General features: G+C 61.0%; 20 protein-coding genes and 2 pseudogenes. 16 read left to right on the top strand and 6 right to left on the bottom strand.

The annotated features are described in order from the left end of the window. Window positions 1-46: 46 nt before the first annotated feature. From AFERRID_RS09855 to tadA, 3 genes are read right to left on the bottom strand one after another with little or no spacing between them, the layout of a single operon-like run. Entirely contained in the window at window positions 47-472 is a 426-nt protein-coding gene (locus tag AFERRID_RS09855; protein WP_126605111.1) for a hypothetical protein, read from the bottom strand. Beyond that, complete coding sequence (locus AFERRID_RS09850) at window positions 472-903, bottom strand: secondary thiamine-phosphate synthase enzyme YjbQ (protein WP_126605110.1); 432 nt, start codon at window positions 901-903, stop codon at window positions 472-474. Before AFERRID_RS09850 ends, AFERRID_RS09855 begins: the two co-directional genes overlap by 1 nt. Next, entirely contained in the window at window positions 900-1,436 is a 537-nt protein-coding gene (tadA, locus tag AFERRID_RS09845) for a tRNA adenosine(34) deaminase TadA (protein ID WP_226832954.1), read from the bottom strand. Before tadA ends, AFERRID_RS09850 begins: the two co-directional genes overlap by 4 nt. A 224-nt stretch (window positions 1,437-1,660) precedes the next feature. Here tadA and pilM point away from each other — a divergent pair, with 224 nt between their 5' ends. From pilM to hemE, 12 genes and pseudogenes are all read left to right on the top strand, one after another. Next, window positions 1,661-2,725, top strand: a complete 1,065-nt coding sequence (pilM, locus tag AFERRID_RS09840; RefSeq protein WP_113527035.1) for a type IV pilus assembly protein PilM — start codon at window positions 1,661-1,663, stop codon at window positions 2,723-2,725. Next, the gene (locus AFERRID_RS09835; protein ID WP_113527036.1) at window positions 2,722-3,315 is read left to right on the top strand and encodes a PilN domain-containing protein; all 594 of its coding nucleotides are present in this window, start codon (window positions 2,722-2,724) and stop codon (window positions 3,313-3,315) included. The genes pilM and AFERRID_RS09835 overlap by 4 nt, the downstream gene beginning before the upstream one ends. Next, window positions 3,312-3,965, top strand: a complete 654-nt coding sequence (locus AFERRID_RS09830; protein WP_113527037.1) for a type IV pilus inner membrane component PilO — start codon at window positions 3,312-3,314, stop codon at window positions 3,963-3,965. Before AFERRID_RS09835 ends, AFERRID_RS09830 begins: the two co-directional genes overlap by 4 nt. Next, window positions 3,962-4,510 (top strand): pilus assembly protein PilP, encoded by a 549-nt coding sequence (locus tag AFERRID_RS09825; RefSeq protein WP_126605108.1) that lies wholly within the window; start codon window positions 3,962-3,964, stop codon window positions 4,508-4,510. The genes AFERRID_RS09830 and AFERRID_RS09825 overlap by 4 nt, the downstream gene beginning before the upstream one ends. 44 nt (window positions 4,511-4,554) lie before the next feature. Then, window positions 4,555-6,909, top strand: a complete 2,355-nt coding sequence (locus tag AFERRID_RS09820) for a type IV pilus secretin PilQ (RefSeq protein WP_126605106.1) — start codon at window positions 4,555-4,557, stop codon at window positions 6,907-6,909. Continuing rightward, window positions 6,906-7,445, top strand: coding sequence for a shikimate kinase (locus AFERRID_RS09815; RefSeq protein ID WP_113527040.1), 540 nt, complete (start codon window positions 6,906-6,908; stop codon window positions 7,443-7,445). Before AFERRID_RS09820 ends, AFERRID_RS09815 begins: the two co-directional genes overlap by 4 nt. 105 nt (window positions 7,446-7,550) lie before the next feature. After that, a pseudogene (gene aroB, locus AFERRID_RS09810) lies at window positions 7,551-8,644 on the top strand (3-dehydroquinate synthase). After that, window positions 8,637-9,479: an FAD-dependent thymidylate synthase gene (thyX, locus tag AFERRID_RS09805; protein ID WP_113527042.1), complete on the top strand. Its 843-nt coding sequence runs from the start codon at window positions 8,637-8,639 to the stop codon at window positions 9,477-9,479. Before aroB ends, thyX begins: the two are co-directional and overlap by 8 nt. Next, a complete protein-coding gene (locus AFERRID_RS09800; RefSeq protein WP_113527043.1) occupies window positions 9,472-10,644 on the top strand; it encodes a deoxyguanosinetriphosphate triphosphohydrolase in 1,173 nt (390 codons plus the stop codon). Before thyX ends, AFERRID_RS09800 begins: the two co-directional genes overlap by 8 nt. Before the next feature lie 137 nt (window positions 10,645-10,781). Then, window positions 10,782-15,205: pseudogene (locus tag AFERRID_RS16215) on the top strand (glutamate synthase central domain-containing protein); the annotation flags it as partial. A 26-nt stretch (window positions 15,206-15,231) separates the two neighbouring features. Further along, a complete protein-coding gene (locus tag AFERRID_RS09790; protein WP_126605104.1) occupies window positions 15,232-16,629 on the top strand; it encodes a glutamate synthase small subunit in 1,398 nt (465 codons plus the stop codon). Between the two features lie 3 nt (window positions 16,630-16,632). Further along, entirely contained in the window at window positions 16,633-17,697 is a 1,065-nt protein-coding gene (gene hemE / locus AFERRID_RS09785) for a uroporphyrinogen decarboxylase (RefSeq protein WP_126605103.1), read from the top strand. 19 nt (window positions 17,698-17,716) lie between these two features. On the opposite strand, the gene AFERRID_RS09780 is transcribed toward hemE, so the two are convergent. Together AFERRID_RS09780 and AFERRID_RS09775 are read right to left on the bottom strand one after the other, a co-directional pair. After that, window positions 17,717-18,619: a lysophospholipid acyltransferase family protein gene (locus AFERRID_RS09780; RefSeq protein WP_172959364.1), complete on the bottom strand. Its 903-nt coding sequence runs from the start codon at window positions 18,617-18,619 to the stop codon at window positions 17,717-17,719. Further along, entirely contained in the window at window positions 18,616-19,392 is a 777-nt protein-coding gene (locus AFERRID_RS09775; RefSeq protein WP_126605101.1) for a GNAT family N-acetyltransferase, read from the bottom strand. The genes AFERRID_RS09780 and AFERRID_RS09775 overlap by 4 nt, the downstream gene beginning before the upstream one ends. Before the next feature lie 360 nt (window positions 19,393-19,752). On the opposite strand from AFERRID_RS09775, the gene AFERRID_RS09770 reads away from it, so the two are divergent. Genes AFERRID_RS09770 through ilvA form a run of 4 tightly spaced genes read left to right on the top strand, consistent with a single transcriptional unit; the run spans window position 19,753 to window position 22,821 of the window. Next, window positions 19,753-19,962 carry a (2Fe-2S)-binding protein gene (locus AFERRID_RS09770; RefSeq protein ID WP_012536311.1) on the top strand — a complete coding sequence of 70 codons (210 nt, stop codon included), beginning with the start codon at window positions 19,753-19,755 and terminating at the stop codon, window positions 19,960-19,962. After that, a complete protein-coding gene (locus AFERRID_RS09765; RefSeq protein WP_126605100.1) occupies window positions 19,959-20,924 on the top strand; it encodes a YheT family hydrolase in 966 nt (321 codons plus the stop codon). The genes AFERRID_RS09770 and AFERRID_RS09765 overlap by 4 nt, the downstream gene beginning before the upstream one ends. Further along, a complete protein-coding gene (locus tag AFERRID_RS09760; RefSeq protein ID WP_009567572.1) occupies window positions 20,921-21,292 on the top strand; it encodes a winged helix-turn-helix domain-containing protein in 372 nt (123 codons plus the stop codon). The genes AFERRID_RS09765 and AFERRID_RS09760 overlap by 4 nt, the downstream gene beginning before the upstream one ends. After that, window positions 21,289-22,821, top strand: coding sequence for a threonine ammonia-lyase, biosynthetic (gene ilvA / locus AFERRID_RS09755; protein WP_232027482.1), 1,533 nt, complete (start codon window positions 21,289-21,291; stop codon window positions 22,819-22,821). The genes AFERRID_RS09760 and ilvA overlap by 4 nt, the downstream gene beginning before the upstream one ends. Here ilvA and AFERRID_RS09750 read toward each other — a convergent pair. Then, window positions 22,818-23,222 carry a group III truncated hemoglobin gene (locus AFERRID_RS09750; RefSeq protein ID WP_126605096.1) on the bottom strand — a complete coding sequence of 135 codons (405 nt, stop codon included), beginning with the start codon at window positions 23,220-23,222 and terminating at the stop codon, window positions 22,818-22,820. The two genes, ilvA and AFERRID_RS09750, sit on opposite strands and share 4 nt — an antisense overlap. Window positions 23,223-23,230: the final 8 nt, after the last annotated feature.

Raw genomic sequence — 23,230 nt, 5'->3', positions numbered from 1 at the left:
GGTTGACAAAAAGGGGGCAAAAGGCGGGGCGGCAATGCCAACCCGCTCAGTCCTGAAAAATCTCCCGCCACCAGCGCTTGCGTCCTTCGGGCACCACGAACTCCCCCAAAGGCTCGGGAGAAACCCGGGAGAGTATCCAGCCGGCCGGAACCACTTTGCCGCTGCTGCCACAGGACGCACCCAGATTGTTGGGATCATAAATCTTGACCAGTTGCGGATGTTCAAAATCATCCACATAGACGATGCCGAGATATCTTTCTTTGTGGTCGTGATGCAACAATATATCGATCGCACCCAGCGCCTTGCAGAAGGTCACCGCGTCCAGCGGCGCCTGCGGAAAATCCACCCCGACGAAATACACATACCATCCGCCATCCGCCTGTTCCACCAGCGTTTTCTGAAATGTATCCCAGCGCGCCCAGTCCCGGATGCCGCGTAGCATGCCATTGTATAATTTCATGAACTCAGACATTACACCTCCTTTACAACACCCTGGAAGCTGACCAGCACCCGGCGGCTGACTGGTCGCACCCGGTGTTCAAACAGAAAAACCCCCTGCCAGCCCCCCAGCCCCGCCCGCCCCTCCCGCACCGGAATGATCAGACTATTCTGGGTCAGCGCGCTGCGCAGATGTGCCGACATATCATCCGGCCCTTCATTGCGATGACGAAAGCCGGGATCACCATCCGGGACCATGCGTGCAAAATAATCAAGGATATCCCTTTGCACATCCGGATCAGCGTTTTCCTGCAACAACAGACTGGCCGACGTGTGGGGGACGAAGAGGTTCACCCACCCCTCTCCAGCACACACCTCCTCCAACCACTCCTGCAATTTCGGGGTGAGATCGTAGAGTCCGCGACCACCATTGTCCATCTGCCATACACTACTGTGCTGCTTCATTCCTCTTCCCCCCGCTCCTCAGCCCCGGCAATGCCTGCAATCCCGGATCGCTTGCCACGGCGCCGCGCCTGGAAAAAACCCCTCAGCAGAGTTGCGGATGGCTCCGCCAACAAGCCACCCTGCGCCATGACGCGGTGATTAAAGCGGTCATCTTTCAACAGTTGGTAAAGACTTTCCACTGCACCGGCTTTGGGGTCTGGCGCGCCATAGACGAGACGCGCGACCCGCGCGTGCAGCAGCGCCCCCACACACATCACACACGGCTCCAGAGTGACGTAGAGGGTGGTGCCGGTCAACCGATAGTTTTGCCGGGACCGTGCCGCCTGGCGCAGTACGCGCATTTCCGCGTGGGCGCTGGGGTCGTGGTCCCGCACCGGCGTATTGTGCGCGGCCGCGAGCAGATGCCCGCCGACATCCACCAGGACGGCGCCCACGGGCACCTCACCCTGCCCTGCCGCACGCGCTGCATAGTCCAGCGCCAGCGCCATCCACGCGGCATCCCGGGAATCGGAGTCTTCGTCCGTTACCATCATGAAACTCCTCAGATCACGTCACTGAAGACCGGGCGGCCACGCAGCACCGCCGGTGTTTGGGTGCATGGTAACAATTTCCGCCGCCGCCCGCCTTGACAGAATCGGGAATGCGGCTAATCTCCTCTACCAGTTGCGCAAAAGCCTCACAACTTGCACAAGCGTTGTTGGCTTTTTGCAAATCACATTGGTTGTAGTATCCGTCAGACTATAAAAAGGGAGTAAACGTGCTGCGTCTACCAAGTCCTCCTTTGCTCGGCCTGGATATCAGTCCGGACGCGGTAAAACTCGTGGAACTCTCGAAGTCCCGGGGGGGAATTCGCGTCGAACACGCCGACTCCGAAGCGCTTCCGCCAGGCGCCGTCAATGATCGCGACATCCTCGACACCGAGGCGGTCAGGCGCGCGCTGCGCGCCATTCTGGAACGATCCCGCATCCGCACCAAGGCCGTGGCGACCGCTCTGCCCGCCAATGCCGCCATCGTCAAGGTCATAGCACTTCCGGAAGGCCTCGATGAGGTGGGTATGGAGGAGCAGATCCGCTTCGATGGTGGCCAGTACATTCCCTATAGCATGGATGCCGTCCATTTCGATTTCGCGGTGCTCGGACCAGACGCCGACAGAAAAGGGTATAACCATATATTATTGGTGGCGTGCAAAAAAGAAGCCGTCGAAGACCGCGCGGCGGTGCTGGAAGAGGCCGGCCTCAAGCCCAGAATTGTCGACGTCAAGCCCTTTGCGCTCTGGTTGTTGTATGAGCACCTTGCCAGTCTGTCCCCACCCCAGCGCAGTATTCCGGGCAGCGCAGTCATTCTGGTGGAGATGGGTAGCATCACCACCACCATTTACGCTTTTCAGGGAGGCCACCCGGTTTACTCCCGAGAACATCATTTCGGTCTCAGTCGTCTGATCGAAGAAATCCAGCGCCGCTACGACCTCGCCCTCAACGATGCGCAACGCATGGAGCGCTTCGGCGGTCTACCACCGGACTACGGGCGTGATGTGCTCGGCCCCTTTACCCGGAGCACGGCCCAGGAACTATTTCGCTCTCTGGATTTCTTTCAGGCCAGTATGCCGGATATTCCGGCGGGATCGGTGCATCTCTTTGGTGTCGGAGCCCGGATTCCGCAACTTGCCGAACAACTGCGCCAGCTCGTGAACTTTCCGGTCCACGTGCCAGATCCTTTTGCGGGCATGGAAATGGCCCCTCAGATCAGTCGTCGTTTCATGGATGCAGACCGGTCATCCCTGGCGGTGGCCTGCGGGTTGGCGTTAAGGAGGATTTCTGCATGATCCGCATCAATCTGCTGCCTTATCGGGAGGCCCGGCGGGTTCAGCGCAGCCAGCTTTTGGCGCTAGCTCTCGTCGGTATCCTGCTGCTCACCGCGCTTTTCTACTACGGCATCTACAGCATTTTCAGCGCACGCGTTTCCGCCGAACAGCAAAAAGTGCAGTATCTGCAAAACGTCACCACCCAACTGGATCAAAAAATCGCGTCCGTTGCCGACCTGCGCAAGAAACGCGACCAACTGCTCGCCCGCGAGAGCATCATCACTGACCTGCAGGACCAGCGGGATATGGTGGTGCGTCTCTTCAATACCCTCGCCAGGGTTACACCCGATGGCGTATTTCTGACCCACCTCAAGCAGGTAGGCGACAGCATTACCGTCGACGGCTATTCCCAGGCAAACGATCAGGTCGCGGCATTCATGCGCAACATCGAGGCCTCCAGGATTTTTGCGAAGCCGGAACTCAACATCATCAGTAAATCCAAACTGGGTAATGAAGAAGTAGGGCAATTCACGCTGCAGATGAGCATCCGCACGCCAACTGCCGCGGATAAAAGTGGCGCGCCTGCGCAGAATAAGGAGATCCGGCCATGACCTTTGACGAACTCCGCAATCTGCAAATCGACGACATCGTCCGCTGGCCCGCCAAAACCAAACTCGTCGCCATCGTTATCATCGTCCTCATACTCGGTATCGTGGCCTGGTTGGAGTTCATCTCACCCGAGAACAACCAATACCATCAGCTAAAAACCCAGGAGGACAGCCTGAAGACCCAGGTGCGTCAAAAACAGTTGCTGGCCGCCTCCCTGCCCGCCTACCAAGCCCAGATCAAAGAAATGAACCGGCGTTTTCAGGACTTTCTGCAGCAGTTGCCCAACCGCACCCAGATCCCATCCTTGCTGGATGACGTAACCCTGGCGGGACGCAGCCGTGGGCTGGATTTCGAACTTTTCCAGCCGACCAGCGAGGTCAACAAAAATTTCTACGCGAAAATTCCGGTAAAGCTCAAAGTGGTCGGTACCTACAATGATATCGGTCGCTTCGCCGCTGCGGTGGCCGCCATGCCCCGTATCGTCACCATCAACGATATCGACATTGCGCGGATGCCTGATGCGGGTGCGACCAGCCTCGCCAAGGCGCAGGCCTCCCAGAAACTGGTCATGCAATGCACGGCAACCACCTATCGTTACCTGGATAGCCGGGACAATGCCGGTGGCCGGAACAAGAATGGGGGCAAGTCATGAAGCGTTCTTTCCGGTTCATGATGGTGCTTACCGGCATGGCGTTGCTGGGCGGCTGCTCGGAGAGCGACAACCTCAGTCATCTTCAGGCTTTTGTGGCCAACGGACCGAAAATCAGCGCGCATGTCACGCCGCTGCCCAAGACCCCTGCTTACCAGCCGAAGGCTTATGAAAATCCGACAAATCGCGACCCCTTCACGAGCTTTTCGGAACTGCTGCTTCGCAAGGAGGCCGCCGCCGCCAGCACGGGTCCACGTCCCGCCAGTCATGGACCACTCCAACCCCTGGAGAAGTACGCGCTTTCCAGCCTGAGCGTGACCGGCATCGTTCGCGACAGCCAGGGCAAGCTCTGGGCCGTGTTCCTCACGCCGGATCATAAGGTGTATCGCGCTACGGTCGGCAGTTACATCGGTACCCATGACGGTCGCATCGTCCATATTGACGACGGCATGACGAAGCGGTCGGTTACCGTCGAACAATTCATGCCCAACGCCTTCGGTGGATTCCAAAAAGAGCAGACTGTCCTGCAGATGCAGAACAGCCACTGAACACGACTTGCCTAACCCCAAAGAATACAGAGGATAGCGAAAAGATGAGCACTGCATCCAGTACCTCCCGCCACACCCGCCGTGTCAGCGCAAGTTCGCACCCACGGCTTCCGCTGCCAAGGCCTGCACACCTTGCCATTCTGGCGGCGACCCTCTGCCTGAGTTCCGGTGCGGCGTGGGCGGAGAGCCTCATCAGCAGCATTACGCCGGTACAGGATCAGCATGGCACAGCCTTTCTCATCCGTAGTGACAGTCGCCCCGCCTATGATGTGAATACGCTCAACGGTGGCTACCGCGTACGCATCGATTTCAGTGATGCCCACTTCCTGAACTCCGTGGGCACCGTCGCGGGCAGCGGCGCGGTGCAAAATGTACTCACGGAGAATATCGGTCATCACGCCCGCCTTGATCTGCTGCTGAAGTCTCCGCAAGCGATCATGATGGAGCCCGCCCCCGAGGGTTATCGGCTCGCGCTCGTCGCCGACAAAGGTAACGCGGCGACTTCCGCAGCGGGTACTTCGGCGGTACCCGCCACCGGCAGCGCGGCCCCCGCACCGGCAGACTCGGCGCCGCCGGCTCCCGCACCGGCCATCGCTTCAGGCACCCAAATCAACGGCCTGAGTTTCAAGCGTGGCAAAAACGGCGGCGGCATTCTCGATCTTTCCATCTCCGGTCCACAACCGCAGATGAACGTCACCCGCGAGGACGGCGCTCTCGTCGTCCAGCTCAAAGACACGGGCATTCCGTCCAGCTATACTCACCGCTTCGGCGTCAGTCAGTTCGGCACCCCGGTTCAGTATGTGGATAGCTATCCCCTGGGGCGAAGTACCCGCCTGGTATTCGCCATTCATGGTCCTTACGAGTATTCGGCTTATCAACTGGGGCAGCGCACCTTGATCGATGTACATCCCAAAGCCGCTGAGGCGGGCGACAATGCCAACGCCGGCGCGCGCCTGAGCATGGATTTCCAGAATATCAGCGTGCGCGATGCCCTGCAGGTCATCGCCGACTTCACCCATCAGAACATCGTCGTCTCCAACAATGTGACCGGCAGCCTTTCCATCCGCCTCAAGAATGAACCGTGGGAACAGGCCTTCCAGGTGATCCTGCAATCTCAGGGGCTGGCGGTAAAACACATCGGCAACATTCTCTGGGTGGCACCCGCCAACCAGATCACCAGCCAGGAAGAGGCACAACTGAAGGCCGACGCCAGCAAGCGCAAGCTGGAACCGCTGGAGACGGAATTGATCCGGATCAGATATGCCAAAGCCTCAGAGATCGCCTCGCTGTTGCAGGGTTTCGACCAGAACAAGGAACCCGGCGGCGGAGATACCGGCAACGAAATGAATCCGGCGCAGAATGCCGCACTGGCCAGTGCGCTGGGCATTCCCAACTCCAGCCTCATCGGTAATTCCCTGCTCGGCCCACGCGGCTCCGTGGCGGTAGTGACTCGCACCAACAGTTTGCTGGTCCGGGACACCCCCCAGGATATCGCCAACATCAAGCACCTGATCGCCAAGATCGATCGCCCGGTCCCCCAGGTATTGATCGAAGCGCGCATCGTGCAGGTCACCACCAGTGCGGCCCAGTCCCTGGGCGTAAACTGGGGCGGCACCTATACCAGCGGCGGTGGCGGTGGCGTCGTCAACCTATCGGGCACCGGTGCTACGGGGGTTACCTCGACACAGGGCGGCGCCTACCCGATGTCTGGAACAACCACTACCACCGGAACCGGCTTCACCACCCCGGCACTGGTAAATCTGGTACCCTCCACTGCCGGCACCGCCCTCGCCAGCATGAATCCGGCATCGCTGGGTTTTGCTCTGGGCACCGCCGCCGGCAATCGGATCCTGAATCTGCAGCTACAGGCTCTGCAGGCCGATAACCGCGCCAAGATCATCTCCAGCCCCAAAGTCCTCACTCAGGACAACGAAAAAGCGGTTATCGAACAGGGCCAGGAAATCCCCTATCAGCAGGCCACCAGCAGTGGTGCGACGGCCGTGTCTTTCAAAAAAGCGGTGCTGAGCCTGGACGTCACCCCGCACATCTCGCCCAACGGCAAGATCACCCTGGATGTGGATGCGCGCAACGACCAACCCAACTATGCTCAGGCCATGCCTTCCGGTATCCCCATCAATACCCAACAGGTCAAAACCAAGCTGCTGGTCAATAATGGCCAGACCGTGGTGATTGGCGGCATTTACACCGATTCGACCACCCGGAATGAAACCGGCGTTCCGCTGCTCCGGGATATTCCCGTGCTGGGCTGGCTCTTCAAAAGCCACATCAACAGTGTGGCCAAGACCGAACTGCTGGTCTTCCTGACCCCCAAGGTCGTCGGTGGCGAGTCTCCAGGGGGACTCGGCGTCGCTTCCGCCGGCAGCAATCCGGGAACATGACCGGCAGCATCATCCTCATCGGTCCCATGGGATCGGGCAAATCGACCATCGGGCGGCTTCTGGCCGCCCGCTTGCGTCTTCCTTATGTGGATAGCGACGCGCTCATCGTCCATCATACGGGGGTGGATATTCCCACTATTTTTGAGATCGAGGGGGAATCGGGCTTCCGCGAACGGGAACGCAAAATCATCGCCGACCTCTCCACCCGGAGCGAACCGATGGTACTCGCCACCGGCGGCGGTGCCATACTCGACCCGGCCAATCGACATCATCTGCGGCAGATGGGCCAGGTCATTCATCTGGATATCAGCGTCGACGAGCAACTCAGACGTATTCGCCATGACCGCAACCGCCCACTGCTGCAAAATACGGACCTCGGTTGCCGTCTGAAAACACTGGCGGAGCAACGCAACACCCTGTACCGGGAGGCTGCACACTGGCGGGTGGTGGGAGACGGCCTGCGCTCGGATCAGGTTCTGCGCCGAATACTGCGCCACCTCCAGCAGCGCGCAGGGCACGCCCCCGGCCGGAGATAGAGGGGTCAAACCGGCGCCAAACGACCACAATGGCGCGGCGCACTTGCCTCAACGCAAAAGAACCACAACAATGGGGCATAACCGGTCCATAAGAGAAAACATACCATGCGTAGTCTTTGCGTCGATCTGGGTCAGCGCAGTTACCCTATTCACACCGGCACAGGCATTCTCGCCGACTCCGCGCTCTTTGCGCCTGCTCTGAGCAAAGGTCCTGTGGCGGTCGTCACGGACAGCAATGTCGCGCCCCTCTATCTGGAGACCCTGCAAAACACCCTCAAGGCCCTGGACAAGCCGTCGCTGAGCATCATCCTGCCCGCCGGCGAAGAGAGCAAATCCCTGGACAACATTCAGGAAATCGCCGGGCGCCTGTTGAGCGCAGGGTACGGCCGCGACTGTACCCTGTGCGCCCTCGGCGGCGGGGTCGTGGGGGACATCACCGGTTTTGCCGCGGCGGTCTATCAGCGGGGGGTGGCCTACATTCAGGTGCCGACCACCCTGCTCGCGATGGTGGACTCCTCGGTTGGCGGCAAGACCGGGGTCAACCACCCGCTCGGCAAGAACATGATCGGCGCTTTTTACCAACCGCAGGCAGTGATCGCCGACACCGACACCCTGGACAGCCTGCCCGAACGGGAATTCCGTTCGGGCCTGGCAGAAGTGATCAAATATGGTCTCATCAACGATCAGGGCTTTTTCTCCTGGCTCGAAGATCACATGGATGCCGTACTGGCCCGGGAGCCGGACGCACTGACCAAAGTGATCCGGCACTCCTGCAAGGACAAGGCGGATATCGTGGCGCGCGACGAGCTGGAAGGCGGGCTGCGGGCCATTCTCAACCTTGGACACACCTTTGGTCATGCCATCGAGGCGGCGACGGGCTACGGCCAGTACCTGCACGGTGAGGCGGTGGCCATCGGCATGGTCATGGCGGCGGATCTGTCGCGTCGCCTGGATCTGATCCGGGAAAGTGAGCAGGATCGCATCTACGCCCTGATCGAAGCCACCGGATTGCCCACCCTGGCCCCGGCCCTCCCCGTCGCCGACTATTTCGGCTTCATGCGCGTCGACAAGAAAGCGGAGGGGGGCGGGTGCGCTTCATCCTGCTGCGCGGCATCGGGAGTGCGGTCATCACCGGAGAAGTTCCCCCGGCCGCCATCACTCAAACCCTTCAGGCGTTCATGGAGCACGGACATGCATGAGATCAACAAGGCGACCGCGGAATTGCGGGAGGAAATGGCGCGGCGTAGCGCACTCAATCCCGGCGGTACCCGCCGCATTGGCAACTTCGGTTTCATCGAACTGGAGGAAACCTGGGGTGATGAGGCCACCATCATCAACACCGCGCGCATCAGCACCACCAACCAGCGCCTCGCCAACGGGCACGAATTTACGGATCGCGACCGCGCCCTGCTTTACCAGTTGCTGCGCGATCAGCATGGCACCCCCTTCGAGACCGTCTATTTTCGTTTCCGCTTCATCGCGCCGATTTTCGTGCTGCGCCAGTGGGTCAAACACCGCGTTTCCAGTTGGAACGAGTTTTCCATGCGCTATCGCAAGCCCATCTCCGTCGCCTATGTGCCCGATGTCGCCGCGCGCACGGTGGATGGCTTTGCGGTTTTGGATGAGGCCGCCATAGACGAATATGAAGCGCTGATGGCGCAACTCTTCGCCTGGTATGAGAAACAATATAGCGCGGCATGCAGCCGCATTGACGGTGCGCGCGAACGCGGTGAACTGGCTCCCAAAGAAGGTGGGCGCGACCCTTACCGTGGCCGGGTCCGCGAACTGCTGCGCAATGTGATGCCGGTCGCGACCTACTCGGACGTCTACTGGACGGTCAACTTCCGCAGTTTGATGAATTTTTTCAAACTACGGCGCAAGCAGGACGCCCAGTATGAAATTCGCGAGTATGCCGATGCGGCCTTCGCGCTGTTCGCCGCCCGCCTGCCGCTACTCGCCGAAACCATGCAGCGGGTGCTGGACGAATCCGCGGCCGCCGGTGCCACACTGCAGGAATCGTCCGGGCATGCCTGACCTGGCCTCTCCGGGACAGCCCGGGGGCTTGGCGCCATACGCCGCCGACCCCGCGCAGAGCCGTGGCCGCAAACACGCAGAGGAGCCGCCCGCCGGTCGCAGCGCCTTTCAGCGCGACCGCGACCGGGTCATTCACTCCGGCGCGTTCCGCCGTCTGGAATACAAGACCCAGGTCTTCGTGAATCACGAGGGGGATCTCTACCGCACTCGCCTCACCCACAGCCTGGAAGTCGGACAGGTGGGGCGCGCCATCGCCCGCCAGTTGGCCTTGAACGAGGATCTGGTCGAAGCCATCGCCCTGGCCCACGATCTGGGTCATACCCCTTTCGGCCATGCCGGACAGGATGCCCTGCAGGAATGCATGGCCGACCTCGGCGGTTTCGAGCACAACATCCAGTCCCTGCGAATCGTGGACCATCTGGAAAAGCGCTACGGCGACTTTCCAGGCCTGAACCTGACCTTCGAAACCCGCGAGGGTATTCTCAAGCATTGCGCCAAAAATAAAGCCCCCGACCTAGGCGACGTGGGTGAACGCTTTCTGCGGGGCTCCCAGCCCAGCCTGGAGGCGCAGATCACCAATCTCGCCGACGAGATCGCCTATAACAACCATGATATCGATGACGGTCTGCGCGCCGGCCTGCTGAGCCGCGAAGAACTCTGCGCCAATACTTTATACGGGACGATTTTCGCCGAGGTGCAGCAACGCTTTCCCGACGCTTCCGCGACCATATTGCGTCACGAGACGGGCCGCCGCCTCATCAATCTGCTCATCCACGATCTGGTCCGTGAGACCCGGCGCCGCATCGCGGCCGAAGGCGTCACCACCATAGCGGAAGTGCGGGCCGCGTCGCAGCCGCTCGCCGCCCACAGTCCGGCCATCGCCCACGAAGTCGCCACCCTCAAACGCTTTCTCTTTCAGCGCATGTACCGCCACCCCCGGGTGCACCGTCAGGCGGAAAAAGCCAAGCGCCTGGTACGCAAGCTGTTCCATACCCTGCTCGAAGATCCGCGGCTGCTGCCACTGAAATACCAGGTGCGCATCAACGAGTGTGACGGTGCAGCAAAGCGTCGGGCGCGTGTCGTTGCCGACTATGTGGCGGGCATGACCGACCGCTTTGCCATCGCCGAGTATGACCGTCTGTTTGACCCGCACGGCGAGGCCTGAACCTTCTCTTGCCCATCCTGCCCCGTTATTCCGGGAATGATCCATTCGCACCCTTGGATGGTACCCATGAGCGCGTTATAATGCCCGGCCCTGCTTTGCAGTCCGGCGACAGGGTGATGTGACGACCAGGTGACGATATGACGCAAAGCTTATACTCCTCCGATTTTGAACGGGACTCCTGTGGCTTCGGGCTGATTGCCCAGATGGACAACCAGGCCAGTCACGCCATCGTCGCGACGGCCATCGTCTCATTGGCGCGGCTCACCCACCGCGGCGCCATAGCCGCCGACGGCAAAAGCGGCGACGGTTGCGGCCTGCTGTTGCAGATGCCGGAGGCCTTTTTCCGCGCCATCGCTGCCGAACAGGGCATCACTCTCGGTACGCACTTTGGTATCGGTCAGTTTTTCCTGCCTCGGGACGAAACGGTTGCAACGACTATTCGAACAGCGCTGGGTGCTGAAGCGGAAGATCTCGGACTGCGCTGCCTGGGTTGGCGCGAGGTACCTGCCGACCTTGGCGCCTGTGGTGAAGAAGCCCTGCAGAGTCTGCCGGGAATCTGGCAGGCTTTTGTGGGCCTCCCCGACGGTATGGATACGGACAACCGGGAGCGCCTTCTCTACCGCATGCGGCGGCGGGTAGAGAAACGCTTTGCCGACGAGGGCAGTTTTTTTGCGGTGACCTGCTCCTCTCAGGTCATCGGCTACAAAGGCATGGTATTGCCGGAAAATCTCCCGGTTTTTTACCCCGACCTCCGCGACCCGCGCTTCGCCTCCGCCCTCGTCACCTACCACCAGCGTTTTTCCACCAATACCTGGCCGGAATGGCGGCTGTGCCAGCCCTTCCGCATCCTCGCCCACAATGGCGAGTTGAATACCGTGCAGGGCAACCGTCTGTGGGCCAAGGCCCGCGAGGCGCAGCTCCAATGCGAGCTGTTACCCATGGCGGAAGTGCTTCCGGCGGTGGGCGGCGGCAGTGATTCCTTTAGTCTCGACAACATGCTGGAACTGCTGGTGCAGGGCGGCATGGACTTTTTCAAGGCCATCCGTCTGCTGGTGCCGCCCGCCTGGCATAACGTCCCGCGCATTGAACCCGCCCTGCGTGCCTTCTACGAATATCACTCCATGCGCATGGAGGCCTGGGACGGCCCCGCCGGACTGGTGCTCAACACCGGACGCATCGCGGCCTGCGCACTGGATCGCAACGGTCTGCGTCCGGCCCGCTATGTCATCACCAAAGACCGGATCATCAACATCTCCTCCGAAGTGGGCGTCTTCGACTACGATCACCGCGACATCGTCGTGCAGGGCCGAGTCGGGCCGGGACAACTGGTGGCGGTGGATATGGCCACGGGAAAATTTCTGGAGTCGGCGGACATCGACGCGCAAATCCAGAACAGCCACCCCTACCGGGAATGGCTGGATCTGTATGCCGAACATCTCGACAGCGACGACCGGACTGCCACCCCCGCGTTACCGGTGAACGACCTGCTGGTCAGTGAAAAGGCCTTTGGCGTCAGCTTTGAGGAAGAAGACCAGGTGATCCGCGTCCTCGCCGAAGGTGCCCAGGAAGCCGTCGGTTCCATGGGTGACGATACCCCCATGGCGGTCCTGTCGCGGCAGACCCGGCACATCGCCGATTATTTCCGACAGCAGTTCGCCCAGGTCACCAACCCCCCATAGACCCCCTGCGCGAAGCGCTGGTAATGTCCCTCAACACGGTCATCGGCAGCGAAAGCAATCTGTTTGCCGAGCGACCCCAGTATGCCCGGCGCATCGAGGTGCACTCCCCGGTGCTCTCCGATGCCATTTTCAGCGCCCTCACCAGCCACACGGAACCCGCCTTCCGCAGCCAGACCTTCGATCTCTGCTATTCCGCTGCGGACAATAATCTGGGAGGGGCCATCGAGGCCCTCTGCGAGGCGGTCATCGAGGCGGTGCGGCACGGGGCCGTCATCCTGGTGCTCTCGGATCACGCCCTGGAGCGTGACCGGCTCTACATCCCGGCGCTGATGGCGGTAGGTGCCGTCCACCATGCCCTCATCGATGCCGGCCTGCGCACCCGCTGTAACATCGTGGCAGCCACGGCCCATGCCCGCGATTCCCACCAGTTCGCCACCCTGATCGGTTATGGCGCCACTGCCGTCTACCCCTACCTGAGCTATGCCATCATCCGCAGCCTGGCCGAACGGCACGCCTTCAGCCAGCCGGTGACGGTTCTCAAGGCACTGGAAAATTATCGCAAGGGCATCGACAAAGGCCTCTATAAGATCCTCTCAAAAATGGGGATTTCCACCCTGGCATCGTACCGCAGCACCCAGCTCTTCGAGGCACTCGGCCTGGATCAGATGGTGGTGGAGCGCTGTTTCAAGGGGACGGTCAACCGCATCGGCGGGGCGTCGTTCAGCCATCTCGAAAACGATATCCGCCAGCAAGTTCGCGATGCGTACATGCCCCGAAAGGCGCTGTCACTGGGCGGTCTGCTCAAATATGTCAACGGCGGTGAATATCACGCCTACCACCCGGATGTCGTCCAGAGCCTGCAAACGGCGGTCCGTTCAGGGCGCTACGCCGACTACCGGGTTTTTGCCGGGCTGGTGAACGATCGCCCGGTCACCAACCTGCGCGATCTGCTGCAGTTGCGCCCGGCCGCACAGCCCATCCCACTCAGCGAAGTGGAGCCCATCGAGGCGATTACCCGCCGTTTCGACACGGCGGCCATGTCTTTGGGTGCCCTGTCGCCGGAAGCCCACGAGGCCCTGGCCATCGCCATGAATACCATAGGCGGGCGTTCCAACTCCGGCGAAGGCGGTGAGGATCCGGCCCGTTACCACAACAATAAAGTCAGCAAGATCAAGCAGATCGCCTCAGGTCGTTTTGGTGTGACGCCGGAGTATGCGGTCAACGCCGAAGAGTTGCAGATCAAGGTGGCACAGGGCGCCAAGCCTGGAGAGGGCGGTCAGTTGCCGGGGCACAAGGTCAGCGGCATCATTGCCCGCCTGCGCTACGCCAAGGAAGGCGTCGCCCTCATCAGCCCGCCGCCGCACCATGACATCTATTCCATCGAGGATCTGGCACAGCTCATTTTTGACCTGAAGCAGGTCAATCCACAGGCCTACGTCTCCGTGAAGCTGGTCTCGGAAGCTGGTGTCGGCACCATCGCCGCCGGCGTGGCCAAGGCCTATGCCGACCGTATCACCATCGCCGGTTACGACGGTGGCACCGGCGCCAGTCCGCTGAGTTCGGTCAAATATGCCGGCTCGCCGTGGGAACTGGGGCTGGCAGAAACCCAGGTCACCCTACGCCGCAACCACTTGCGGCATCGGGTGCGTTTGCAGGCCGACGGCGGCTTCAAAACCGGGCTGGACGTGATCAAAGGCGCTCTGCTGGGTGCGGAGAGCTTCGGTTTTGGTACCGCGCCGATGATCGCGCTGGGCTGCAAATATCTGCGCATCTGTCATCTCAACAACTGCGCCACGGGCATCGCCACCCAGGATGAGACCCTGCGCAAACATTTCACCGGCCTGCCGGAAATGGTCATCAACTACTTCCGTTTCGTCGCCGAGGAAGCCCGCGAAATCATGGCGCAACTCGGTATCCGTCGCTTCGATGACCTCGTCGGCGCCAGCCAGATGCTGGAAATCGGTGGGGCGCAGACGGAAAAACAGGCACATCTGGATCTGCGTCCGCTGCTGGGCAATACCGACCTGCACCATGCCGGCACCAACATTCAGACCCAGGACCGCAACCCGCCTTTCGACAAGGGTGATCTGGCGGAAACCATGGTGAAGGACGCCCGGCCCGCGCTGGAAGAACAAATCCCCACCCGCCTGCACTACCCGATCCGTAACGTGAACCGCTCCATCGGCGCCCGCCTTGCCGGAGAGATCGCCCGCCGCTATGGGAATTCCGGGTTGCGGGAAGATGCGGTACAAGTCGACTTACAGGGCACCGCGGGCCAATCCTTTGGTGCCTTCTGCGTACAGGGGATGACCCTGCATCTGCATGGCGATGCCAACGATTATGTGGGCAAAGCCATGAATGGCGGTACGATCATCATCGCGCCGCCGGCAGGTGTCACTTATGCGAGTTGGGACTCGGCCATCGTCGGCAACACCTGCCTGTACGGAGCCACCGGGGGACACCTCTACGCCGCGGGACGCGCCGGTGAGCGCTTTGCAGTGCGCAATTCAGGAGCCATCGCCGTGATCGAAGGCGCCGGAGATCACGCCTGCGAATACATGACCGGGGGCCAGATCGTCATCCTCGGCCCGGTCGGCGTGAATTTCGGGGCGGGCATGACCGGCGGCCTCGCCTTCGTCCGCGATCAGGCCCGCCAGTTCCCTGATCAAGTGAATGGTGAGCTGGTGAATTACCACGGGATCGAAACCGAATCCATGCGCGGCTACGAGGCCCTCCTGCGGCGCCATATCGAGGCCCATGTGGCCGCCACCGGCAGCGATTATGCCGCGGGGCTACTCAAGGACTGGACCCACTTTATCCGCGATGTCTGGCTGGTGGTGCCCAAGGCCGCCAAACTGGATGTCCTGCTCGAAGAAGCGAGCTGACCGCGTCACCCTGAGGAAAAACCATGAGTCATTTTTCATTCATCGAAGACCCGCGGCAGGACCCCAAAAAGCTGGACGTAGAAGAACGCCGCGAAGCCTTTAGGGAAATCTACCAGAGCTTTGACCTGGGCAGTGCCCAGCTTCAGGCCGACCGCTGCCTGCATTGCGGCAACCCGTATTGTGAATGGAAGTGCCCGGTGCACAACTATATTCCCAACTGGCTGCAACTCATTGTCGAGAATCGTCTGGAAGAAGCGGCCACGCTGTCCCATCAGACCAATACCCTGCCGGAAATCTGCGGCCGCATCTGCCCTCAGGATCGCCTGTGTGAAGGTGCCTGTACCCTCAATGACGGCTTCGGCGCCGTCACCATCGGCAATCTGGAAAGGTTCGTCACCGAAGAAGCGCTGGCCCGTGGCTGGCAGCCGCGGATGCCCGACATCCTCCCCAATGGCAAACGGGTCGCCGTAGTGGGTGCCGGTCCGGCAGGCCTCGGCTGTGCGGACATCCTCAACCGCGCAGGCACCGAAGTGGTCGTCTTTGACCGCTATCCGGCGGTTGGTGGTCTGCTCACCTTCGGCATCCCGTCCTTCAAACTGGAGAAGGCAGTGGTTGCACGCCGCGCCAACCTGCTCCAGGAAATGGGTATCCGTTTTCAGCTCGACACGGAGGTTGGCAGAGATATTTCCCTGGGTAAGCTCCTGGAAGATTTTGACGCCGTGTTCCTGGGGATGGGCACCTATACCGCCAAGACCGGCGACTTCCCCGGCGAGAAACTGCCAGGCGTCCTCAAGGCGCTGTCCTACCTGATCGCGAACACCCGTCACCTGATGCAGTTGCCGGACCCGACACTCCCCTATATCAGCCTTTCCGGCAAGCGGGTTGTGGTGCTGGGTGGCGGTGATACCGCCATGGACTGTCTGCGTACGGCCATCCGCCAGGGTGCCCGCCAGGTGACCTGTGTCTATCGCCGCGATGAAGAGAACATGCCCGGCTCACGCCGGGAAGTCGCCAATGCCCGCGAGGAAGGCGTCCACTTTCTTTTCCATCGTCAGCCCGTCGAAGTGGTCGGAGATGCTGCATCGGGAGCCCAGGGCGTGCGTCTGGTGGAGACCCGTCTGGGCGAGCCCGATGCCAGGGGCCGGCGTCACCCGGAAATCATTCCCGGCTCGGAACAAGTGCTGGATGCCGATGTCGTGATCATCGCTTTTGGTTTTGATCCCTCCCCTGCTCCCTGGTTTGCGGAACACCACATCACTACGGACAGCCGGGGGCGGATCAGCACCAACGCGCAGTTCCAGACCAGCAACCCGCGCATTTTTGCCGGGGGAGACATGCGACGAGGCTCCGACCTGGTGGTCACTGCGGTGGACGAAGGGCGCCGCGCGGCGCAGGGTATCCTCGACTATCTGGGGGTATAGACGGTGAAACCCACATTGCAGAACGATAATTTCCTGCGCGCCTGCCTGCGTCAGCCGGTGGATCACGTACCCGTCTGGCTGATGCGTCAGGCCGGGCGGTACCTGCCTGAGTACCGCGCCACCCGCGCCCGGGCCGGCGATTTTCTCAGCCTCTGCACCACGCCGGAACTGGCCTGCGAGGTCACTTTACAGCCCATCAACCGCTTCCCCCTGGATGCCGCCATCCTTTTTTCGGATATCCTGACCATCCCCTATGTCATGGGACTCGGGCTGGAATTTCAGGAAGGAGAAGGTCCGGTTTTTGCACGCCCCTTGCGCAGCGCTGCCGATATCTCCGCACTCCGCCAGCCCGACCCGGAAACGGAGTTGCGCTTTGTGATGGACGCCGTGCGGCTCATCCGCCGTGAGATCGACGGACGTGTGCCCCTCATCGGTTTTGCAGGCAGTCCGTGGACCCTCGCCTGCTATATGATCGAAGGGCGTGGCAGCCGCGATTTCACCCACATCAAAGGGCTGCTGTACAGCGATCCGGCGCTGCTGCATCGGCTGCTGCGCCACCTGGCGCAGTCGGTGGCCAGCTACCTCAACGCTCAGATTGCCGCGGGTGCCCAGGCGGTCATGATTTTTGATACCTGGGGCGGCAGCCTCAGTACTCCTGCGTATGCGGAGTTCTCCCTCGCCTATATGAGCGAGATCGTCGCCGCTTTGCGGCGCGAAGCCGAAGGCCGCCGAGTGCCGGTCATACTCTTTACCAAGGGCGGAGGCAACTGGCTCGAGGCCATGGCCGCGAGCGGCGCCGATGCACTGAGCCTCGATTGGACGACGGAACTGGGCGTCGCCCGCCAGCGTCTGGGTAACAGCGTTGCGCTACAGGGTAATATGGACCCCATCGCCCTCTACGGCAGCCCCGAAGGGATTGTCAGGGAAGCGACGCGCATTCTGGAAAGTCACGGGTCGGGGACCGGTCATATCTTCAACCTCGGCCACGGCATCACCCCGCAGACCCCCGTTGAACATGTTGCCATTCTTGTCGAAAGCGTGCAGAGCTGGCGACCGAAGACCGCCTAGTTCTCCTGTGGATACCTCCTCAGCCGCCATGTCCCCGCCGCCACGCCACCCAGGCATCCCGTAGGGAGTGACGGCGAGGGTCGCGCAGATAGGTGACAGACGCCCCCTGTTCCATCCGCTGCAGGGCCTCGGTGATGGCCTGCCGGGCGGCCGTCGCCAACTCGCGGCGTCCCAATCCGGGGGCCAGTGCGGGCAGGAATTCCAGCCGCAGCGTCAGGGGTGCGGCCGCCGCCAGTCGCCAGAGATGGCCGAATAGGCTGTCGTCACCGACAAAGGGGCAAAGTGCGTCGGGCTGGCCGGGACGGAGCACGTCTTCATAACGCAGTGCAACTGGTATGGTGGGCGTCCCTGCCCAGCAGGCGGCCTCAAAAGGCGCTGCAAAAAAATCGCCGACTTCCCTGCCGTCGCTGGTAGTCCCCTCCGGAAAGACGGTTACGCTGGTACCGGCTGCCAGAATCTCACCGGCCTGACGCAGGATGCGCTGGCTGGCGCGGGCATCGCTGCGATCGATAAAAAGCGTGCCCAACCACGCACCCATAATCCCGAAAAAGGGCCATGCGCGCATTTCCTTCTTCGCTACGAAACGGCTGGGAATCAAGGTCGCCAACGCAAGAATGTCGAGGTAGGAAACGTGGTTGGCGGCGACCAGCACCGGCGCTTCCGGGATGACCCCATCCACGCGCAGATGAATCCCAAAAATGCGCAGGGCCTGCCGACTCCACCAGGCAAAAGCCCGATAGCTACCGGCGTCCGGTGCGGGCTTTCGGGCGCAGGTCCACACCGCTAACGGAAAGGCCAGAAGCAGATAAAATACCAGCACCGGCAGCCGCCAGATGCGCCGCACAGCCTTGGGCCGCGAACGGCGCCAGCGCCGCCCCGGGTATGGCACCAATACCGGGGCGGGCTTTCTACGACGCATCATTTACGCGCATCCGCCGGTTCCAGGAAGCGCTGCTGGTAGCGTGGGGAGATCAACGTCGATTCGCACCAGACGAAAAAATCCGCGCAATGGAATTGCGGATCCCAGAAGGGCTCACCGCCGAGGCGCACCCCGGCCCGCAAATACCCCTTGAGCAAGCTCGGCAGTGGCGCCGGTTCGACCTGCGCCTGCGCGTCAAAATGGGGCAGGGCCCGCAAGGGGAATACACGTTGTTCCAGCGGCGTAAGATGGGTGCCAAGACTCTGATACAGGGCGCCGACCGCCTGACCATCCGTACTGTGGACACTGGCGCATCCCATGAGGTAATCGATCTGCCACATCGTCATTGCCTCGGCGAGCCCCGACCAGAGCAGCGCGATCACCGCGCCCTGACGGTATTCGGGATGTACGCAGGATCGTCCCAACTCCATAATCCGCGCATTCATGGTCAGCAGACGGGAGAGGTCAAACTCGGTCTCGGCATAATAGCGACCCACCCGGGCGACCTTCTCTGGAAGAAAGAGCCGATAGGTACCGACCACCTCCTGACGGACCTCATCTTCGACGATCAGATGCTCACAAAATGGATCGTATTCATCCTGATCCAGCCCGGGGCGACCGCTGAGCTGCGCGCCGTACTCGGCGCTGAACACGTCATAGCGCAGGCGCTGCGCTGCTTCTACGTCATCCTGGTGACGCGCCAGATAGAGGCGCAATGAGCGCTCTTTCCTGGTGGCGGCGTGACTGGTACTGCCGTGAGACTGAGTGCTGAGCATGCAGAGTTCTCCGTGCAAAAACGATAGCAAATCTCCACCCATTATGACTCATAAATATGACAATAGTGCGGCACTGTGATGAACTTTTTGTGACAATGACCTGCTGACGCTCACAGACATGGGAACCTCTTCCCAAAAAGGGCGTTGGCTTCTCTGTGGTGGCCGTTGCATCGGGCGGTTGCATCGGGCGCCAACGCCGATACAGACATTTTATATCATGACCAGGATAATAGCAGCCCCGTGCCTTCGGCCACGGTGTTTTCAGAACGGATCGTGGTAGCCTCCCTCTTGCACCGCACGCCCTCAATGGCTACTGTATGGCTTTGCTTTTTGCGCTGTATCAGAGGTGAAAGTTCCGCCATGTCCGCCGTCCCCGAGGAAGTCGATGACAGCCCCTATTGCTGCTGTTCGGCCGCCACTTTTCAGGAAATTCTTGAGCGCCAGCGCGCCAACCCCCTGCCCTTTATGGAGCTGTTGATGGTCCACGCCGGCTGTGGCGCTGGTTGCGGCAGTTGCATCGGCGATCTCGAAGCCTACTTGCGCAGCCATGACGCCTACCTAGAGGATTGAATCCTTTCTGCGCTTTTCATCCGCCCTGGTGGTCGCGGGGTGGTGACTTTCAGACCATCTGGGCGCCCTTTTTTGCGCGCTCGGATCCTGTCGATTTTCGCCGGGAAATCTGGGAAACCCCCGATGGCGACCGGGTCGCCGTAGACTGGGTGGACGCGTCAGCCGCTGCGCCGGTGGTCATGCTCTTTCATGGCCTGGCAAGTAGTTCACAGGGACATTATGCCCGCGCCCTCGCGGCAGGCCTGCGGCGGAGGGGCTGGGCAGGCTGTTTTATCAATTTCCGCGGCTGCGGAGGAATGGACAACTTACTGCCCCGTAGCTACCACGCGGGGGATAGTGCCGAGATTCGCTGGATGCTGGAGCGCGCGACGGCACTGCTTCCATGTCGCCCTCGCTACGCCGTCGGCGTTTCCCTCGGCGGCAACGCCTTGCTCAAATATCTGGGCGAGGCAGGAGACGAGGCGCATAAAAACCTGGAATCTGCGGCTGCGGTCTGCGCCCCGGTTGATCTGGTCGCGACGGCAGAGTATCTGCAATCCAGTCATCTTCGCTTCTACAACCGGTATTTTCTCCAGAAAATGAAGGCTTCTGTCCGCCGTTACGAAGCCAAATACCCGGACATGGCGGACTGGTCACGGGTCTTTTCGGCAAAAAGCGTGTATGATTTCGATGAATATTTTACGGCGCCAGTACATGGTTTCTCGGGCGCCCGGCAGCTCTGGGAAGAGGGCTCGGCGGCGCCGTTGTTGCCGTGGATACAGGTACCCACTTTGCTTCTGAACAGCGCGGATGACCCTATCGTACCCGTCGACAGCCTGCGCAATGTTCAGATAAGCCTGACCGTGACACGTTGCATCACCGAGCAAGGCGGTCATGTTGGCTTTATCGATGGCGCCTTTCCGGGTCATCTGCGTTGGTTGCCAAACACGCTGCTCGACTATTTTGAGAGGAGGATCCCATGACAGACCACCTGCAACCCCGTCTTCGCGTCTTGCTGGCGGAAGCCATCGCCATCGGCCCTGGCAAGGCCGAACTGCTTCGCCATATTCGCGAAGAAGGCTCCATCTCTGCGGCGGCGCGGGCGATGAATATGAGTTACCGGCGCGCCTGGTTGCTGGTGGACACCATGAATCACTGTTTTCTGGCACCGGTGGTGAGCACCGCCACCGGGGGCAGCCACGGCGGCGGTGCGCATCTGACCGAAATGGGCGAAGAAATACTCACCCGTTACGAGGCCATGGAAGCCAAGGCAAACCTGACCCTGGCGCCTGATATCGCTGAATTCCGCAAACTCATGCAGCTCCACAAACCGGAAGAAAACGCTTCGTGAAAAATCTTCTGCGCGAAGTGCTATGCAGCAGGGTCTACGATGTGGCTCGGGAAACGCCCCTGGAAGCCGCGCCCAAATTGAGCGCACGCCTGCAGCGCGAGGTGCTGTTCAAGCGTGAAGACCTGCAACCGGTGTTCAGCTTCAAACTGCGCGGCGCCTACAACAAGATCGCCCAGCTTTCGGATACGGAAAAGGCACGCGGCGTCATCACCGCCAGCGCCGGCAATCATGCGCAGGGCGTCGCCTATGCTGCCCAGAAGCTGGGTATCCGTGCGGTGATCGTCATGCCCGGCACCACTCCGGAAATCAAGGTCAACGCGGTACGGGCGCGAGGTGCGGAGGTCATTCTTCATGGTGACAGCTACTCCGACGCGCAGGCGCATTGCGACGCCCTGATCGCCGAATCGGGCATGGTCTTCATTCCGCCCTTTGACGATCCGCTGGTGATTGCGGGACAGGGGACCATAGGCGCAGAGATACTCCGTCAGCGGGGCGCCGGCCTGGAAGCGATTTTTGTTCCGGTGGGCGGCGGTGGCCTCATTGCCGGGGTGGCGGCTTACCTGAAATCCATCGTGCCCGAGATTCGCATCATCGGCGTAGAGCCCTTTGAGGCCGACGCCATGTATCGGTCTTTGCAGGCGGGGGAACGCATTACTCTGCCCCAGGTCGGTATTTTCGCCGATGGCGTGGCTGTGCGCCAGGTGGGAGAACACACCTTTGCCCTCTGCCGCAAATATGTGGATGAAATCGTGCGGGTGACCAATGATGAGATCTGTGCGGCCATCAAGGATGTATTTGACGAAACCCGTTCCGTCATGGAGCCGGCCGGTGCGCTGGCCTTGGCGGGTCTCAAGCGGATGGCGGCAACCGACCCCGGTCGGGGCGGGGCCTGGGTCGCCCTCCTCTCCGGCGCCAATATGAACTTTGACCGCCTGCGCTTCATCGCCGAGCGGGCGGAACTGGGCGAGGCACGCGAGGCGCTGTTTGCGGTCACCATCCCGGAGCGACCGGGAGCCTTTCGCGCCTTCTGCGCGGCGATTGGTCAACGAGTCGTGACGGAATTCAATTACCGCCTGCACCACCGGGATCGGGCGCATATTTTCGTCGGAGTGGCCATCCGCGACCGGGAAGACGCCAATGCATTGCTGGAGAGCTTACGAGTCACGGGTCACGAAGCGCTGGACCTGAGTGACGACGAAATGGCCAAACTGCACATCCGCCATATGGTGGGCGGGCATGCGGCGGCCGCACAGAATGAGCGGATTTACCGTTTTGAGTTTCCCGAACGGCCGGGGGCACTGATGGAGTTTCTCGACAAACTGGGCGGGCACTGGAATATCAGCCTCTTCCACTATCGCAATAATGGCGTCGACCTGGGCCGGGTGCTGGCGGGCTTTGAGGTGCCGGACAGCGAGATGGCACGATTCGAGTCACTGCTTGCCGGACTCGACTACCCGCATGTGGCGGAAACCGCCAACCCCGCCTACCGGTTTTTTTTGGATCAGGGTCAGCACCGACCCTTTGCTTAATCCCCGCGCGGGGCGAACATCAGGCGCAGAGACTCGCCAATGCCGGTGGCCATACCATGCCAGCGACGGGCCATATCCGCATCCATGTGGTCCAGCATGGTTTCGTGAAAAAGCGCGAGCCAGTCATCCACCAGCGGATGGGTTATTCCGACCGGAGCATGCTTGTCGCCCAGCGCATAGCGGTAATCTTTGTAGGGAAGTCCGCCAGACACGGTCCACCAGTAGTGAACGAGACGATCCTTGTGCAACTCCCAGTCCTGAACGACGGAGAAAGGCTCCGCCAGGGTCGGGTGATGCTGGATACGATTGTAGAAATCATCCACCACGGCACGGATCACTGGCAGCGTAATCTTTTCGCACAGGGGTTCGAGACGGCGTTTGGGAGGGCTTACCTGTTCCATGATCCTAA

The sequence above is a fragment of the Acidithiobacillus ferridurans genome (assembly GCF_003966655.1).
In the GTDB taxonomy this organism is placed as follows: Bacteria; Pseudomonadota; Gammaproteobacteria; order Acidithiobacillales; family Acidithiobacillaceae; genus Acidithiobacillus; species Acidithiobacillus ferridurans.
This window is presented reverse-complemented; position numbering and strand designations above follow the sequence as displayed.